This is a genomic window from Verrucomicrobiaceae bacterium (assembly GCA_016713035.1).
In the GTDB taxonomy this organism is placed as follows: domain Bacteria; phylum Verrucomicrobiota; class Verrucomicrobiia; order Verrucomicrobiales; family Verrucomicrobiaceae; genus Prosthecobacter.
In genome coordinates this window covers 451,920-465,396 of sequence record JADJPW010000002.1, presented here as the reverse complement: position 1 = coordinate 465,396, position 13,477 = coordinate 451,920, and the positions used below count along the sequence as shown (strand labels likewise).

16 protein-coding genes are annotated in these 13,477 nt (G+C 59.5%); 2 read left to right on the top strand and 14 right to left on the bottom strand.

Features of this window, described 5'->3' with window-relative positions:
- Positions 1 to 9 precede the first annotated feature (9 nt).
- Together IPK32_08980 and IPK32_08975 are read left to right on the top strand one after the other, a co-directional pair.
- Positions 10 to 270, top strand: coding sequence for a proprotein convertase P-domain-containing protein (locus IPK32_08980; GenBank protein ID MBK8092100.1), 261 nt, complete (start codon positions 10 to 12; stop codon positions 268 to 270).
- Between the two features lie 113 nt (positions 271 to 383).
- A complete protein-coding gene (locus IPK32_08975) occupies positions 384 to 734 on the top strand; it encodes a hypothetical protein (protein MBK8092099.1) in 351 nt (116 codons plus the stop codon).
- A gap of 1 nt (position 735) precedes the next feature.
- On the opposite strand, the gene IPK32_08970 is transcribed toward IPK32_08975, so the two are convergent.
- From IPK32_08970 to IPK32_08905, 14 genes are all read right to left on the bottom strand, one after another.
- Positions 736 to 1,158, bottom strand: coding sequence for a hypothetical protein (locus IPK32_08970; protein MBK8092098.1), 423 nt, complete (start codon positions 1,156 to 1,158; stop codon positions 736 to 738).
- Positions 1,104 to 2,270: a hypothetical protein gene (locus tag IPK32_08965; GenBank protein ID MBK8092097.1), complete on the bottom strand. Its 1,167-nt coding sequence runs from the start codon at positions 2,268 to 2,270 to the stop codon at positions 1,104 to 1,106. The genes IPK32_08970 and IPK32_08965 overlap by 55 nt, the downstream gene beginning before the upstream one ends.
- 492 nt (positions 2,271 to 2,762) lie before the next feature.
- Positions 2,763 to 3,182 (bottom strand): hypothetical protein, encoded by a 420-nt coding sequence (locus IPK32_08960; GenBank protein ID MBK8092096.1) that lies wholly within the window; start codon positions 3,180 to 3,182, stop codon positions 2,763 to 2,765.
- Positions 3,183 to 3,227: 45 nt separating this feature from the next.
- Positions 3,228 to 3,821, bottom strand: a complete 594-nt coding sequence (locus tag IPK32_08955; GenBank protein ID MBK8092095.1) for a hypothetical protein — start codon at positions 3,819 to 3,821, stop codon at positions 3,228 to 3,230.
- A 157-nt stretch (positions 3,822 to 3,978) separates the two neighbouring features.
- A complete protein-coding gene (locus IPK32_08950; protein ID MBK8092094.1) occupies positions 3,979 to 7,356 on the bottom strand; it encodes a hypothetical protein in 3,378 nt (1,125 codons plus the stop codon).
- Between the two features lie 2 nt (positions 7,357 to 7,358).
- Positions 7,359 to 8,207, bottom strand: coding sequence for a hypothetical protein (locus tag IPK32_08945; GenBank protein ID MBK8092093.1), 849 nt, complete (start codon positions 8,205 to 8,207; stop codon positions 7,359 to 7,361).
- On the bottom strand, positions 8,204 to 8,761 hold the full coding sequence (locus IPK32_08940; GenBank protein MBK8092092.1) for a filamentous hemagglutinin N-terminal domain-containing protein: 558 nt from the start codon (positions 8,759 to 8,761) through the stop codon (positions 8,204 to 8,206). The genes IPK32_08945 and IPK32_08940 overlap by 4 nt, the downstream gene beginning before the upstream one ends.
- A gap of 7 nt (positions 8,762 to 8,768) precedes the next feature.
- Positions 8,769 to 9,056, bottom strand: a complete 288-nt coding sequence (locus IPK32_08935) for a hypothetical protein (protein MBK8092091.1) — start codon at positions 9,054 to 9,056, stop codon at positions 8,769 to 8,771.
- A gap of 11 nt (positions 9,057 to 9,067) precedes the next feature.
- On the bottom strand, positions 9,068 to 9,841 hold the full coding sequence (locus IPK32_08930; GenBank protein MBK8092090.1) for a peptidylprolyl isomerase: 774 nt from the start codon (positions 9,839 to 9,841) through the stop codon (positions 9,068 to 9,070).
- 68 nt (positions 9,842 to 9,909) lie between these two features.
- Positions 9,910 to 10,179, bottom strand: coding sequence for a hypothetical protein (locus IPK32_08925; GenBank protein MBK8092089.1), 270 nt, complete (start codon positions 10,177 to 10,179; stop codon positions 9,910 to 9,912).
- A 206-nt stretch (positions 10,180 to 10,385) separates the two neighbouring features.
- Entirely contained in the window at positions 10,386 to 10,661 is a 276-nt protein-coding gene (locus IPK32_08920; protein ID MBK8092088.1) for a hypothetical protein, read from the bottom strand.
- 3 nt (positions 10,662 to 10,664) lie between these two features.
- Positions 10,665 to 11,522 (bottom strand): putative porin, encoded by an 858-nt coding sequence (locus IPK32_08915; GenBank protein ID MBK8092087.1) that lies wholly within the window; start codon positions 11,520 to 11,522, stop codon positions 10,665 to 10,667.
- The gene (locus IPK32_08910) at positions 11,446 to 12,762 is read right to left on the bottom strand and encodes a putative porin (protein MBK8092086.1); all 1,317 of its coding nucleotides are present in this window, start codon (positions 12,760 to 12,762) and stop codon (positions 11,446 to 11,448) included. The genes IPK32_08915 and IPK32_08910 overlap by 77 nt, the downstream gene beginning before the upstream one ends.
- A complete protein-coding gene (locus tag IPK32_08905) occupies positions 12,701 to 13,474 on the bottom strand; it encodes a hypothetical protein (protein MBK8092085.1) in 774 nt (257 codons plus the stop codon). Before IPK32_08905 ends, IPK32_08910 begins: the two co-directional genes overlap by 62 nt.
- Between the last annotated feature and the right edge of the window lie 3 nt (positions 13,475 to 13,477).

Below are 13,477 nucleotides of genomic sequence, written 5' to 3'. Positions count from 1 at the left end.
TCCGCATACGTGGAGAAATACGTTTTGTACCAATGCCTATTGGTCAGGCCCTGTGGCAGTAGGAAGGTATTGGCTACGGGGCCTAGAAGAACATCTTCACGCGCAGTGACGGTGAACTGGCTCTTTCCAGCGAAGAGTGTGGTCGGCAGCCAAGTGTCCTGGGATTGGACACTGAGGCTAGAGGACAAACGGCCGAGCGAGAGGCTGCGAGTAGCATTGGTGGTGATCTCTCCACCTGCTGTGAGCGTTCCGCTGCCGCGCTCGACGTAATAGATGCCACCGTCGATGTTGCGACCGGTCGTTACGCTCACGTCACCACCACCGAGTTCCAGGACACCTGCTGCACTGGGCATGCCGCGTGCAGCGCGGGCATTGGTGGCTGCGTGGGCGCTGACGTTTTGCACATCGCGCCCAGCTTTAGGACGACATTGCCACCACCGGAGAGCGGCTACTCCGTCAAAGAAGTTGGTGAAATTGACCCACCAAGCTGTGGAGGCCGCTACATCATTGATTTGCTGCACACCGCTCTGTCGCACGTTGATCAGACCGTATTCGCCAGCAGGATTCACATAGCCACGACGCATGAGCCAATTGTTTGGGAGCTGGCGGGAGGAGTCTGCTACCAGCAATCCATTGTCCTTTGTCAGGTGCAGGATGTCCGCGCCTGCCTTGACGCTCACATTGCCACCCGCCATGCTGAATTGTGGGGTGTGGAGCTGCTGCACGGCACCTAGCTCATTTTGTGGGACTGAGGCGGATACGTTTGGCAGAACAAAATCGCCTGCGGTGAAAATCGTTGTCGCCACAGGCACGGTTACACCAGCCGTAGATGGTGGCGAATTGATTGAGGAACTGTGGATCACGCCCAGCATTGATTTCGATGTCGCCTGTGCCCGTGCGGATGACTTGGAAGCGATTGGAAGCCGTAGGCGTGCCCGAGATGGCGGTGTTGTTGGTGGGATTGATGGCGAGACGCGTGAGCGCAGCTGTGCCGGGTGCATTGCTGGTAGGCACGGCTTGCCCAGCGTCTTTGCCGAGTAGCAGGGAGCCAGTGTTCGCCGCGAGGGAACTGGTGGAAGCGGTTTCACGGGCATTGGCAGCGTTCACATCTGCGCCGGCAGTGAGGCGTAGGTTCCAGTTTTGCGAGGTGACGGGCATTGGGTATTGAGAGCACTCAGGGGAGCTAGCCAGAGGCGCTCGACGAGCGGCGTGGTGCCGGTGGTGACAGGGGTGAAGCCATCACTGAGCGCATTGTAAAACTCCAGATTTCCAGCCGCACGCATGGTGAGCGTCCCTGCGGCGTTCTGCGGGCCGTAGCGGAAGCTAGCAAGGTTCCAGTCATTCACGGCGGCGGAGGTCGCGGTGCCCAGGGAGATGCTGCCACCACGATTGACGATCTCCACACCAGGCTGAAGCACGGAGATGGATTGCAGTGCCGGATTACCACCGAGCAGGCGAGTGGTGATGGCGGCGTGGTTCGCCATAAAGCTGGTGTTATTGCTGTGGATGGTTGTGGTGGTGAGGTGCTCACCTGCGATGGCGAGCGTGCCTGCACGCAGCAGCACATTGCTTTGATTGAATAAATAGCTGCGGAAGCCTTCGATCTCGATGCTGGAGGCTCCGAGCACGCTTCCTGCGAGCGGATCGATGAGCAGATCGTTGAAGCTGGCGTTCTGTGGCGCACGCAGGTGGAGTTTCCCGCCAAATTGGCCGCGTGAGGCACTTAGAGGCAGTTTGTGCATCGACGCTGAGATCGAGCGTGGAGCCGCTAGCGACGTTCGCTGACCTGCGCCGGTGGTTTTGAGCCAAATTGAGCCACCTTTGCCTGCGCTGTCGAAGTCTGTGCCACGAACGCTCAAGACGGAACCATTGTTGAGGGTGATGTTACCGTTAGAGATCAAATTGATGCGTCCACCGGTCGATCCAGCGGCGTTGATGGTGCCATTGACGGTGATAGAGCCAGCATCGAGGGCTAGAATGAAGCTTTTAGCATTGACGACACCGTCGATGCTGACGTTGCCGCTGCGCACACGTAGATCGCGGCTTTCTGTGAAGGAGCCGGCATTCAGGCGATTGTTCAAATCTTCAAAGGAGGCCAACGTGCCCACATCGACTTCCACGGAACCGGTTTTGACACCGCTGCCAAGTAAGCTGCCTGCGATTTCAAGTTGCTGTGCCGCATTGACGACAAGCAGGCCGGCGTTTCCGCCGGCAGCTGGTGCGGCGAGGTTCAGCACGCCAGTGGAGCCGACATCTGACATTGCCAGCATCTGCCTGGAGTGTGATCTGGCCGGCATTGGTGAAGCGAGTGGCATCAAAGAAGGTGCGGGCAATGCCACCGGCATCGAGCCTTCCATTCACTGTGACGTCACCCGTGAGTGCCTGCACGGAGATAAGCCCGCTGGGGAGCAAGACATCTGTGGCGACAGAGACAGATGCCCCTTGTAGAGAGCTGTGATCCCAGGCCGGGCGTAGCAGGAGTAACGGCTGCGCTGCCACGTAGGGAGGCTCAAGGCACCATTGGCAGCGATGCTCTGGATGGCATTGCTCTCCATGATGGACAAAGGGGGTGGTGATTTGTAGGTCGTTTTGAGCACGGAGAGCCGCTATCGCGCAAGGTCATGCCGCGAGTGGCATTTAAGGCCACGGCAGCGTATTGATCGATCACGAGAGCATTTTCACCGAGCGTGATGGTTTCGGCATTGAGGCTCAAAAGGCCGCTAAATGGCGCAACGATGCCCGAAGTGGTTCCGAGACTGCTATTATCCAAAATGAGGTTTTTTGCCGTGATGGCCACTTGACCGATAGATTGATTTAAACCCCGGATTTGGCCTGCATGAAGCTCCAAATCGCCCGCGAAGTTCAGGGCTCCCGTGCCATAAAGGTCGATGGATGAGTAAACTGAGCAGCGAGAGCGAATCCGCAGCCCGTAAGCCTGTCAGTAGCGCCCCACCGAGGATCATACCGGGCTGCGGCTGCAAAGTTCCTGAGTTGTCCAGCAGGACGCTGATGCGGCCACTGCTGGGCTGGAGGCTACCTGCATTCAGAAGCGCATCCGGGGAGAGTGTGGTGGTGATGTTTGAGGAGTCGAGTGTGACGGTCTCACCCGAAAGAACGGCTCCAGCTCCGATGATGAGCTGCGGCAGTGGTGGAGGGGTGACTCCGATGCGAAGTGAGCGCATTTTCGACACCGCTGACTCGGACGAGTGCGCCGTTGCCATTGATGACTAGGGCATCCGCGGCGTTCTGTGTGCCGACTTGAGTGAGGACAGAATTGGGAGCCAGTGTGAGGGTCTGGTCGCGGCCAGGACGATGTCAGCGCCGGTGAGAGGTGTTCCAGCGTTATCGAGTGTGAGATTGGTGGTGCGCACGGTGACGCGGCCGGTGCTGTCGCGTTCTCCACCGATGAGCAGGCTCTCAGCATTCCAGGCGCTGAGTAAGGCTGCATCGAGCACGAGTTTGCCACTCTGCGCGGGTGCTCCGGGTGTGGTGATGAGGATGTCCAGCGGGCTGCTGATGTCCACGCGGCCACCACGGCCACCCGCAGCGCCTGCGGCACTGACAGCACCAGCGAGCTGCATGGACTGCTGTGCACTGAGTAGCGTATAGCCTGCATCCAGGGGGCCACGGGTGATGGGTAGGCTGAGGCGCTGCTGCTCCGAGCGGATGTGTGTCTGTGCGGAGTAGTCCGCGTATTCGGAGCGCACTCGGATGACGTTTTGTGGGGCGATTTCAAAGAGCGAGTACACCTGGCCGCCCGCTGTGGGATTGAGGCTGTTGAAGCGGTAGCCACTGGCTAGAACGGCGCCGCCTGGTTTCACAAGTGAGTCCACGGGTGCGTCTTGTAGTGGTGTGACGAGCAGTGCTCCGGGTAGCAGTGCGTAACGAGCGGGAGCAGCGTGTAGTTCCCAGCGGCGAGTAGCGCATTATCCTTCAAATAAACGCGATCTCCGGCATTCAGTGCCGTGTTTTGATAGCCTAGGTCCCCGCCGAGATTGCTGGCGTAGATGCCGGAGGCGGCAAAGGGAGCGTAGGGAGCGAACTGGGAGACATAACCGGGCAGTAGGGCAAAGGAGGTCTGCGTGTCGAGTATGTCTGCGCTACCACCATTGCCCTGAATCCAGCGGTAGCCGTAAAGGTGCCGCCGCCGCGTAGATCGAGCGTGGATCCTGCTTCGGTGGTGATGTTCTGTGCGGAAACGCGCAGCGTTTTCTCCGGCACGCCTGTGGCGGTGATGTCGAGGCCGGTGGGGTCGATCCAGTTGGTGCCGTCTTTGACGATGCCGTAGGGGATGGTCACGCCGGTGCCGGTTCGAGGGTCGATGGCGGAGACGGATGTGGTGCTGCCTGCGCCGAGGGTGATCTGCTGGGCGATGGGCACGCTGGTATTGGTGATGAGGCCCCTTGGGGGCGGTTCCGGTGCCATCCCCAGCCGAGCTGGATGCTGCCAAACGGTGCTCGCAGAACCCCGTGTTGTGAAATGGTCTGCGCATAGATGTTCAGCCTCCCGCCTGCACTGGAGTGGGGAAGGCTGGATTTGTGCCACTGGAGTAGATGCTGACGCTGCTACCCGTACGGGAGGCTGTGATGGTGAAGTTCGATGCGGTGAGTGGAACGATCTGACCTGCGGTGATGGCCAGGAACCAGCGATGTCGAGGAAGCCGCTGCCACGTAGCTCCTGCCGTGCAGTGAGCGCTGCGGAGCTGATGTTTTGCAGCGAGAGCGTGCCTGCGTCGATCTGATCGGCAATGACTTCCAGTCTGCCAGCACCACCTGTGGGGGAGAAGTAGCTGGGGCGGCTACCAGCTGAATCATTGACCTGGAAAGGATTCACCAGTTCCTCATCCCGCGTGGGACGAGCTAGAGGCCTGCCGAGTGTGACATACGCTGCCGTGAGGCGTGTGAGGGCATCCGCACGGATGACGCCGCCATCTGCGATGCTGAGATAGCCGCGTGCGGTGATGTCCACGGCATTACGGAAGTCCACATTGCCGGCGAGGCGCAGTGAATCGAAGCCGCCACTGAGGAATGAATCGGCCGCGAACCAGCCGCGATCCAGCGTAGCAGCGCTCAGACCCGCGAGGCTCTGTGCGACGGTGAGTGATGTCTCCTTGTCATCTCGTGCATTACCAACAGGGACAAATCGGCCGGATGAGACGCTGAGGACGCCCCCCTGTGCCCCTGCGCCACCTGCGAGTCCGACCATGGTACTGCGGGGGATCAAAAACTCCGCGCCTTTCCAGGTGAGAGAGCCACCATTGCTGGTGACGAGTGTGGGGATGGTATTCGCTGGGAGAATGAGCAGTGAGACGGCGTTCAGGCTATCGAGCGTGAGGCCTGCTTCTTGCGGAAGGAGATCGATGATGGCGCTGGTCCCAGATACGTCGAAAAGAGAGCCCGCATCCGCGACAATGTTGCCACTGACGGTGATGCTGCCACCTGCATACACATGGCCGCGGCGGTTGTTGTAGATGTCATTGAGATAGACTGTTTTTCCAGCAGTGGAGACGCGTGCCGTGGAGCCGACATGCACCGTGGTGATGGCGAAGGCTGAAGGAGAGTCTTCTGGATAGTGGTCCGCCCCCTGGATATCCACGCTGCCGCCGGGAGTAGTGATTTCACCCAGGAGGTCGATGACCTGCCCATGCATGGTGACGCTGCCAAGTGCGTCTGTGAGGATGCTGGAGCCTGCACCCATCTGGATACGACCGATGGTGCGGATGAGCTGAGTGAGACTGTCTTTGACCCCTGGTGCCTCAAAGTCGAGATGGGCAGTATTTCGATAACCTTCTGGCTGGAGCAACTCAGAGAGCAAAAGGCTGCTCATGCCGTTGTTAAGGCTGACATCGGCGAGTAGGCTGCGCACCTGCGGCATGATCTGCACTCCTGGCGTGATGATGACGGCGGGCTGTACGGTGTCAGAGCCGAGACCGGTCATTTTGAAATGACTGAAGCCCCCTTGGCTGAAAAACTCTGGCTCCAGCAGCAATGCGTTCGGATTCGTAGTGGTGCCACCGATCTGGATGACCGGCGCTAGGAGGTCGAGAGAGCCACCTTCTGCGCCAGAGAGGCCGCGTAGTGTGCTACCAAGATCGAGATGGCCACCGAGGAGAGATTTCAGGATCGGATCACGCCCGGCATGCAGGCTGATGGTTCCAGCATCCCCGTAGGTGATACCTTTTCCAGCGACCAGACCGCCAGTGACATCCAGCATGCTGGCCGTGAGCAGATCGATACTATAACCATCCAGGGAGATAGTGCCGCCATCGAGCGTGCTACCTGCGCCTGTGACGCTGTGCGGCACGGTGAGAGGTGCCGGAGCGTCTGCACGGTCATTGATGATCAGGCCAGCGGTGCTTAGACGTGCAGCGGTGCCCACAGAGATGATGCCACGACCTGCATTGGGCGCAGGCATCACCGTGGAGCCATTCTCCAACAAGATCGCGGAGGTAAAGGGAGAGATATTGTAGGCGGTGAGATCGATGCGGCCTGATGGTGCGATGATGCCGCCCTGCACATCCACATTGGCACCGCGCAGAGTGATGGAGCCTGCTGCACGCACGTTCAGAGTGACTCCGGCAGGTATGCTGATGTTCCCATCTCCGTTATGCACTGCGAGCGAGCCAAAGCCCTGCGTGGTAAGCAGCGTGGGGGACAAATCTACCGCCGCGAGGCGCTCACTACGTAGCGCGAGAGGGGCACCGCTGCCATCCAGCGCGAAAGCGGCTGCGGCGGGCAGTGTAGAGGCCGTGTCACGGAACGTGATGGCGGGTGGCGTGGGTGAAATGAGGGGGAACTGCGGATTGGTGCGTGAAATGAGCTGTGATTGCCATTTTAGCGTGAGGCTGCTGTAGGCCGGCGCGGCAGAGAGCTGCTGCGGGCCCGTGACGGTGCCACCCGCGAGTGTGCCATCCAGCGCCATGGCAGGTGCACTGATGCTGACGCTGCCGCCTGCGCCACCAAAGACATGTGCGGACTCAAGGCGTGTATTTGCAGCGAAAATGCCATCGGTGGTGGTCGTGACGCCCCAGCGCGGGTCGATGGTGGTGCTGCTAGGATCATAAATGCCATCATAAACGACCGAGGGATCTGCATCGGCGATATCGACGAGGTTTCCGTCGTCGATAAGACGAGTGGTGGTCACCGCTCCGCCGGCGAAATCCTGGTAACCGCCTGCTGCACGAATGATGGAGCCGTTTTGCAGCACTACGGAGCTGCCTGCATTGATATTGACCGTTCCACCTGCGGTGGTGAGCTGTCCGGCATCACGCTCGATCACGCCAAGGTAGCCGGTGAGATTGGCCAGCGGTGTGCCATACCAGGTGGTCCCATCAGCACGGGTGCCGCTCTCGCGCATATCTACAGTGACAGATTGACCACGCAGGGAGCCATTGCGCTGGAGGGCACATCCGCCAGCTCTGCGCCGCGCAGATCCACGGTGAGGATGTATTGAGAGATGGTGGCGGCGACTCCAGTGGAGCCAGAAACATCAATGACAGCGTCTTGATCGAGATAAACCTGACCACCGGATTGAACAAAGTCCAATTGGGTGGTTCCAGAGCCGATGAGTAAATCCCATACGCCAGCGCTGAGGGTCACATTCGCATTCGGCGCATGCACCACGCTACCAGAGGCCATGTGGATGGCGAGGCCGCGCATATTGATCTGGGATTTGAGCGAGAGCTCGGTTCCTACCACCTTGGTGGTGCTAGCATACTCCGGGAGGATCTGAAGGACCGATCCAGCGCCGAGACTCACGGTGCCAGTGGAATTGCCACTGGTATAGACGAATGCCGCGCCCTGATTAGGGGTGCCATAGTTGGGATTGGCGATGGCATTGTATTCCGCCTGGAGATCGACACGACCATTGAGAGCGACGCTGGTGCTACTCTGCACAAAGCCGTTCTGGCTGACATTCTTTCCTGCGATGATGATGCTGCCACGAGGGGCGGAGATGAGACCCGTGTTTGTGGCGCTGCCACCGTAGCTGCCGACACTGCCTACATACACATCCAGGCCGCGCAGACTGGGGTCATCACTGCTGTGGGCATCAAAACCTACCTGCATGCCAGCGGCGAGAATGGTCTGACCGTCTGGGCTGTAGATGCTGCCTTCATTTTTCACATTCGGACCGATGAGGGCGACGCGACCGCCGACGTTGGCCGAGGAGGTAGGGGCAGTAATCTGTGCACCAGGCTGTACGATCACGTCACCGATGCGGCCGCTGCTAGGGGCGCGGGCGGTGTGTAGGCAGGTGTGGGCCCCTTGTTGCCGGCGGCCTGGGCCGTGGCGGAGAAGAGGAACTGCGCGTCTGGATTGCTCAAGAGGCCGCGGCTCACGAGATTGTCATTGATGGGGAGTGAAGAGACGGTGAGGGCACCGGTATTCACCACGCTAGCACCGCCGAAGATGATGCCGTTTTGGTTGATCACATAGACTTGGCCCTGGGACTCGATGCTACCGAGGATCTGCGTCGGATTCCCGCTCGGGTCTGTCACGCGATTGAAGGCCACGCTGCTAGCTGGCGCTGCCCCCGTGTTGCTCTGATCAAACCTAACTGTGGTCTGTCGCCCCACATTGAATGTATTCCACTCCAACATGGCCTGCTGCTGCGTCTGCTGGATGGTGACGATGCTGCGTGCATTCTCCAAAGACTGCACTGGCGCATTCGCTCCGCTGACGATGTGGTTCAGATCGAGTCCACCGACTCCGAGACCATTCGGCACATCCGGCAGCATGGTTCCGGGGAGGTTGGGGTTCATGCCGGCGTTATTCATGGTGGCAGCAGCAGCGCGTGCAGCCTCCTGCATGGCCTGCACGGATTGTAGCGCCAGAGTGTTGCGCGTGAGCATGTCCTGTGCGGCAGCGCGGGCCTCGTGCAGCGGCTACGGCAGGATTCACTGCATTGGCTGTGGCAGTGCTGGTGTCCGCTGCGGTGCCTGCGGCCTGACCGGTGGTGCCGAGGGTGTTTTGCGTCAGCATGTCAGCCATCACGGCCTGCGGTGGCAGGGCGATCAGGAGGATCATGAAATGGGCGATGATGCGTTTGGCGAGCATGAAAAGGGTGGTCAGGGTTTGGACGGTGAGGCCAGCTTAGACAGCGCTACCCCGTCCACGGCGACAGGGTGTTGCTGTAACAATTTCGACATATATGCCCGCATGGTGGCGCGGGTCTTCTCGGTACGGAGCTGCTGGACGAGCTGGGTGCGCACCTGCGCAAAGAAGGGCGTGTGAGCGGTGCGGACATCGAGCACCTTCATAATGTGCCAGCCGTCGGCGAGGCGCAGGGGCTCAGAAAGGGTGTTCAATACGAGCTTTGGGAGTCGGGCGAGGATTTCTGGCTGGATCTGCGGTTCACTCACCCAGCCGATCTCGCCATCGCGGGCGGCGCTTTGGGTTTCCTCGCTCATTTCGCGAGCGATCTGGCCAAATTGAGCCGGTTCGGCCTTCAAACGTGCCTGTACGGCTTCGAGGCGGTCTTCGCTGACGAAAATCTGCGCAAGCCGGTAGGAGCGTGGGACGGTCAGTCGGTGCTTGGCGGCTTCGTAGGCATCCTGGAGCTCTTTTTCGGAAGGATAGTCCGCTGGGGGCTCACAGAGCTTTTTGAGGTAGCTGTCGGTGATGGCGGCCTCGCGGGTGTTTTGGATCAATTTTTGCGTTTCGGGCTGCTGATCCCATTTTTTCTCCAGGGCCTCTTTGAGCACGACTCGCTGCACGAGCATGGCCTCGATGAGTTTGCGCAGGGCGGGCTCAGAGAGTGCGCCAGGGTTTTCGAGCTCGGAGCTTTTCAGGATGATTTCTCCGATGCGGGCGATGACGGCGTCCTCGGCTGCATGTGACAAGTGAGGGCTGACGAATGCTGAAAGGGTCAGCAGTCGGAGCCAGTTCATCAGGATGCATCGGGGATGGGTCATTGGGTGCGGGCAGGCTCCTGGATAGCTGCGGCTTCTTCCTTGGAGACGGGTTTTGCAGCTTCGGATTTTGGAGCTGGCGTGGCGGCAGGCACAGGCTCGACGGCGGCTGCTTTTTTGGGCGCATCGTCAGGTTGCACGCGGTTATCTTCGAGTCGGTCGCCGTAGTCTTGGATGTAGTTTTCGAGTTTGACGCGGGTGTTCTTGGTGAAGGGCTCGCGTGCGGTGAGTGCGGTTCCGAGGCTGAAGCCCTGGTATTTGGAGAGCACTTCTGAGCCGATGGCGTAGAGCTCTCGATTCTTGCGCTCGGACTCGGCGAGCTTGCGGTCAGTGAGGATGACGCGGGCGGCGTATTCTTGGCGCTGGGTCTCGATTTTCTGCGCGGTCGTGGTGACCTCAGTGTGGCTTTTTTTCCAGAGGGCGTTGTTTTCGAGCAGTTTGGCGATGGTGGCCTCCTGCTGGGCGGTTTTGGCCTTCAGGGACTCGATCTCCTTCGAGTCGGCGTTTTTTTGCTCGTTGCTGTCTTTGGCGAGTTTTTTGAGATTGGCCTCCAGCGTGGTGATTTTCTCTTCGAGAGTGGTTTTTCTGCGGCTAGGGCGGCGCGGTCTGCTTCCGTTTTTTGTTGCTGGAGCATGACGGTGCGGAGCTGGTCACGCATGCGCCGGAGAGCGGTCATGGCTGCGTCCTCGGCCTCCTGGGCAGGTGCGGAGGCGGCGATAAGGATGAAAAGGAGAGCGAGAGACTTTTTCATGGATCAAAACTTGGCGGTGAAGTCAAAGAGGAGGACGTCTGAGCGCATTTGTGGACCAGCGATCTGATCAGCACTCATGTAGGCGAGGCGTAGCCAGGTGCGCTTGGAGACGGCCATGGCAGCATTGAGGGTGTAGCCCTCCATATTGGTGCCGCCGAAGCCGAAGACGGAATCGGTGAAGCCGTCGATGACCGCATCTGACTCGACATGGCGATAGCCGAGGCCGAGAGCCCAGTCGCCACGCTTGTCGAAGGCGGTGATGGGCTTGCCGACATTGAGACCCATGAACCAGGCGGTGTCGCCACCTTCCCAAGCACCAGTGCCGCCGCTGCGATTGTTCACGACGCGGTCTGCACGGGCCAGATCGTTCATCGCACCGCGATCGAGACCCAGGTTCTTGATGTATTCACCGAGGAGTGAGATTTGCATGGGCTCGTAGTGATTGAAATCGACACGTCCATTCCATGCGAGCTGGCGGAACTGGGTGGCGAGACCGTAGTATTGGTATTGGTTGATGGTGCCGTTGAGATTGCCTCCAGGTGCGGCTCCTGGGGTGGGCGTAATGTTGCGAATCGGGCGGTAGGTATTGCCTTTTTGGGCAAACAGCGGACGGCTGTTATCTGTATCGCCAGCGTCATTGGGGCTGGCTGGGACGAAGGGGCTGGAAAAGCGGCCTTCGATGTTTTTCCAGTCATAGTAGGCGAGGCTGGATTTCACCACGATGTCGTCGGTGATCTTGAACTGCACTCCCATCTGTGCGGCGATGAGGTATTTGTTGTAGCTTTCATTTGGCAGCGTTGTTGGAGCCGAAGTTGAAATAACTGGTGAAAACGGGGAACAGACCTGCGGTGAAGAATCCATCCAATCCGCTGGTGATTTTGTCAGATACTTTGAAAGCGATGCCGTCTAAGCCCACGTCTTCATCCCACATGATTTGGCTGTTGGTCTGGAAGGGATTGTCGAAGCGCCCGAGCCAGACCATCAGCTTGCCATGCTTGTGAAAGCCGGATTCGTACTGAATGAAAGCACGATCAAGCCAGAGTTCATATTTCGAAAAGCCCCCTCCCTGCGCTGGGCTGCCACTACCGGTGCTGCCGAGAGTCTGGTTGGTGGAGACAGGGGAGTTGTTTCCACCCGTGGCGAGGCGAATACCTGCGGTGAAGCCGTCTTCGAGGTCGATGTCAAAGCCTAGGCGCATGCGCAGACGAGCACGTTCACGATCTTGATCGACATTGAGCTGGGGCGGGCGAGTGCCTGCAGCATTGGTGAGATCAAAGGGGGCTCCAGTGTTGATGGAATTGAAGTTCGGGAAAGCACCGGTTAGATTATCATTTCCTGTGGGAAACATGAACATGTCATAGCGCATGCGGATGTCGCCATAGGGCCGGAAGCGCTTTGTCCAGCCGGGGATGGACTCATCGGAGGCCCAGCTCTGTGGGCGGATTTCGGCAGTGAGCTCGCTACGGAGCTGTGTGCGAATTTCTTCTTTGACGGACTCTGGGATGTAGGTGACGCGGACTTCTTCTTTGTCGGGCTCCAGCGGTGGGATGGCATTTTGTGATGCGACGACGGCCTGCGTTTCTGCAAGGGCCTGCTTTTGCTGCTGGGCCATGATTGCGTCTTGCTCAGCGAGCTTGATGAGGTCATCCGCATCCGCTTTGGTCAATGCGCCGCGCTGTACGAGGCGGTTGATGAGATTGATGGTGACGTTCTCGGATATCGAGGCGGCTGGGGGGCGTGGAGCGTTGCTGGATGGTGGCAGCAGGCCATTGGGCGGCGGGATTTCCAGTGAGATGTCCGCACCTGCTGCTGCGGATGGCTCGGATGGGCTGGGAACGGCTTTAGCAGCTGGGGGAGCTGCGGATGTAGCGGCAGGTGTGGACGGATTCTCTGTCGGTGCACGCATGGTGGGTGCCGTGGCGGCAGCAGGTGCAGTTGCGGCGGATGCTGCTGTTGTGGAAGCTGCGGTGGCGGCTTGTTTTACAGCATCCTTGACGGCGGGTGGTGGTGTGACTTCGGCGAGCAGTGGTAGTGGCAGCTCAGTGGTCTGAGCGAGCGCAGCATTGGCGCAGAGCAGGGAGATGAGAGTGCGGTGAAGCATGTGTGGGGAAAGGAAGGTTTAGCGGCCGGTGAAGCGCATGATGACTGGCATGGGGTGCCTGGAGGTGCTGGCTCAAAATCTGCCCTACGAGGGCTCGCTCTCGCAGGGTCTCATCCTGTGCGGCATTGCCAGTGGTGCCGTTGAGCTTGACGCGGGTGATGCGGCCGGATTCATCCAGCCAGACGCGGAATGGGGTGCTGCCTTTGGCGAATTTTAGTGCGGGATCACGGGAGAGGATGTCCTGCACGGCACGGCCGAATTTGCCCTGCCAGCGTCCGCGCTCGGAGTAGCCTTTGCCGGTGCCGCCGATCATGCCACCACCGCCGCCGGTGCCGCCGCCGAGACCGAGTCCGCTGCCATCACCACCTGCGATAGCGGTGCCGATGGGTTCGTCTGCGGGTTTGTCGGCTGGCTTGTCCTGGGCATCCGGTGGAGGTTCTTCCTCGGCGGCCATTTCTTCTTCTTGTTTCTCTTCCTCGGGTGGGGGCTCTTCTTTGGGTGGTGGGGGAGGAGGAGGCGGTGGTGGCGGTGGCATCACCGGCATGACCATGACCATGTCCATTTTCTTTTTGGGCTTGGTTTCTTTTGAAGGCTTGGCCGTGGCGAAATAATACCCACCCCCACCCAGAGAGAGGAGACCCAAAATGATCATGACGAGATTCCGGCGGAGAAAGCCGGGCTCGTCATCGTCTGAGAAGTTTTTGGTGCTCATGGC